The 2886-nt window shown below is 70.3% G+C and carries 3 protein-coding genes; all 3 read right to left on the bottom strand.

From position 1 onward, the window contains the following. On the bottom strand, positions 1-565 hold a 565-nt coding region (locus tag AC2CJA_RS25770; protein ID WP_484605076.1), incomplete at its 3' end, for a DUF8010 domain-containing protein. Next, positions 562-1002, bottom strand: coding sequence for an acyl-CoA thioesterase (locus tag AC2CJA_RS25765; protein ID WP_484605075.1), 441 nt, complete (start codon positions 1000-1002; stop codon positions 562-564). The genes AC2CJA_RS25770 and AC2CJA_RS25765, both read right to left, overlap by 4 nt. Before the next feature lie 8 nt (positions 1003-1010). After that, positions 1011-2675 carry an energy-dependent translational throttle protein EttA gene (ettA, locus tag AC2CJA_RS25760; RefSeq protein ID WP_241713167.1) on the bottom strand — a complete coding sequence of 555 codons (1665 nt, stop codon included), beginning with the start codon at positions 2673-2675 and terminating at the stop codon, positions 1011-1013. Positions 2676-2886: the final 211 nt, after the last annotated feature.

The following is a 2886-nucleotide window of genomic DNA, read 5'->3' as shown; positions in this document are numbered from 1 at the left end:
GGGCCGGGCCGCGGCTGCGCAGCATGCCCAGCGCCTGCGCGGCGTGCACGGCGCGCAGCGGCAGCCCCGTACCGCCACCCAGGGGGCGGGACCAGATCTCCTCCGCCAGCGCGTCCAGCGCCCCGCGGCTGCGTTCGCCGGGCGCCAGCGCCTCGCTGCGCCGCCGGAACTCCGCGACCACCGACGCGGCCACCGAGCGCACCGACTCGTACGGCAGCTCGCCCACCGGCCGCCAGCCGCCGCGCGGCGGCAGCAGACCGGCCCAGGGCGGGCCGGTCACGGCGGCGGGCACGGAAGCCGACCCGGACGCCTGGTCGAGGCCCTCCAGCAGTTCTCCGGCGGAGACCGTCGCGTCCAGCTGTGGCGACTCGGTCAGCCGGGCGGTGCGCACGGCCAGCACCTCGAAGCGGGCCGGGCGCGCGAAGACGCCCAGGACGCCGTCCCCGGTCGCGCGCAGCCGTACCGCCGCGGCCTTCTCCCAGCGCAGCAGCCGGCTCAGGAGGGCGGCCAGCTCGGCCGCCTCCCCCGGGTCGGCGAACACCAGGCGTGGGGGGTGTCCGCTCATGCCGCGGCGGCCCCCGTCGCACTGTCGTCCAGGTACTCCTTGAGGAACGCCTTCTCCTCGTCACGGAGCCGGCGCGGACGCTCGCGCTCCAGGTCGTAGGGGACCACGACCGTCGAGGCGCGGACGTAGACGGTGTCCCCCTCCCCGGGGCCGTCCTTGACCTCGTAGGCGACCGTCAGCGAGGCCGCGCCGATCTTCGTCACCCACATCTCCACCACGACCGGCTCGTGCCGGTGCACCAGCGGACGCAGATAGGAGATCTCGTGCCCGGCCACCACCGAGCCTCCGGTGAAGGCCCCCGACGCCGCCTGGCGGGCGAGCCGGAACATGAAGTCGATCCGCGCCTCCTCCAGGTACCTCAGGAACACGACGTTGTTGACGTGCCCGAAGGAGTCCATGTCGGACCAGCGCAGGGGGCAGGGGAATGTGTGGCGCACGCCTCTCCTCAGCCCCGCGTCAGCTTCTTGTAGGTGGTGCGGTGCGGACGGGCGGCGTCCGGGCCGAGGCGCTCCACCTTGTTCTTCTCGTACGACTCGAAGTTGCCCTCGAACCAGAACCACTTGCTCTCGCCCTCGTAGGCGAGGATGTGGGTGGCCACGCGGTCCAGGAACCAGCGGTCGTGGGAGACCACCACGGCGCAGCCGGGGAACTCCAGCAGCGCGTTCTCCAGCGAGGACAGGGTCTCGACGTCGAGGTCGTTGGTCGGCTCGTCGAGCAGGAGGAGGTTGCCGCCCTGCTTGAGGGTGAGCGCCAGGTTCAGGCGGTTGCGCTCGCCGCCGGACAGGACCCCGGCCGGCTTCTGCTGGTCCGGGCCCTTGAAGCCGAACGCGGAGACGTAGGCGCGTGAGGGCATCTCGACCTGGCCGACGTTGATGTAGTCCAGTTCGTCGGAGACGACGGCCCACAGCGTCTTCTTGGGGTCGATGTTGGCGCGGGCCTGGTCGACGTAGGAGATCTTGACGGTGTCGCCGACCTTGATGGTGCCGGAGTCCGGCTCCTCCAGACCCTGGATCATCTTGAACAGCGTGGTCTTGCCGGCGCCGTTGGGGCCGATGACGCCGACGATGCCGTTGCGCGGCAGGGTGAAGGACAGGTCGTCGATGAGGACCTTGTCACCGAACGCCTTGTGCAGGTGCTCGATCTCCACCACGACGTTGCCCAGGCGCGGGCCCGGCGGGATCTGGATCTCCTCGAAGTCCAGCTTGCGGGTCTTCTCCGCCTCGGCGGCCATCTCCTCGTAGCGGGTCAGACGCGCCTTGGACTTCGCCTGGCGGCCTTTGGCGTTGGAGCGGACCCACTCCAGTTCCTCCTTGAGGCGCTTCTGCCTCTTGGCGTCCTTCTGCCCCTCGACCTTGAGGCGGGCGGCCTTCTTCTCCAGGTAGGTGGAGTAGTTGCCCTCGTAGGGGTGGGCGCGGCCGCGGTCGAGTTCCAGGATCCACTCGGCGACGTTGTCCAGGAAGTACCGGTCGTGGGTGATGGCCACGACGGTGCCCTCGTACTTGGCCAGGTGCTGCTCCAGCCACAGCACGGACTCGGCGTCCAGGTGGTTGGTGGGCTCGTCCAGCAGCAGCAGGTCGGGGGCCTCCAGCAGCAGCTTGCACAGCGCGACGCGGCGCTTCTCACCGCCGGAGAGGTTGGTGACGGGCCAGTCGCCGGGCGGGCAGCCCAGGGCGTCCATGGCCTGCTCCAGCTGGGCGTCCAGGTCCCAGGCGTTCGCGTGGTCGAGCTGTTCCTGGAGCTTGCCCATCTCCTCCATGAGCTCGTCGGTGTACTCGGTCGCCATCTGCTCGGCGATCTCGTTGAACCGGTCGAGCTTGCCCTTGACCTCCGCGACGCCGTCCTGGACGTTCTCCAGCACCGTCTTGGACTCGTCCAGCGGGGGCTCCTGCAGGAGGATGCCGACGCTGTAGCCGGGGGCGAGGAAGGCGTCGCCGTTGGACGGCTGCTCCAGCCCGGCCATGATCTTCAGTACCGTGGACTTTCCGGCGCCGTTGGGGCCCACGACACCGATCTTGGCTCCGGGCAGGAAGCTCAGCGTGACGTCGTCGAGAATCACCTTGTCGCCGTGCGCCTTACGCGCCTTGCGCATGGTGTAGATGTACTCAGCCAAGAGAAACCGTCCGGCAATCAGGGAGTGGGCAGATACACCCCATCTTGCCGCACCCCCGCGCTGGGACGAAAACGAGTACCGGGGCGGCCCGTGTCACGGCCCCGGGCCGTGGACGCCGTGAAGACCGCGAACGCCGTGAACGCCGTGAACGAGGCCGTGTGGCCCCCCCCGGGGGGGGCGGCCCACCGCCCGGGGGGTGAGGTGGTGCGGG

It is taken from the genome of Streptomyces sp. ATLC9 (genome assembly GCF_057196705.1).
The sequence above is the reverse complement of the archived record's forward strand: the minus strand, read 5'-3'. Positions and strand labels throughout refer to the sequence as shown.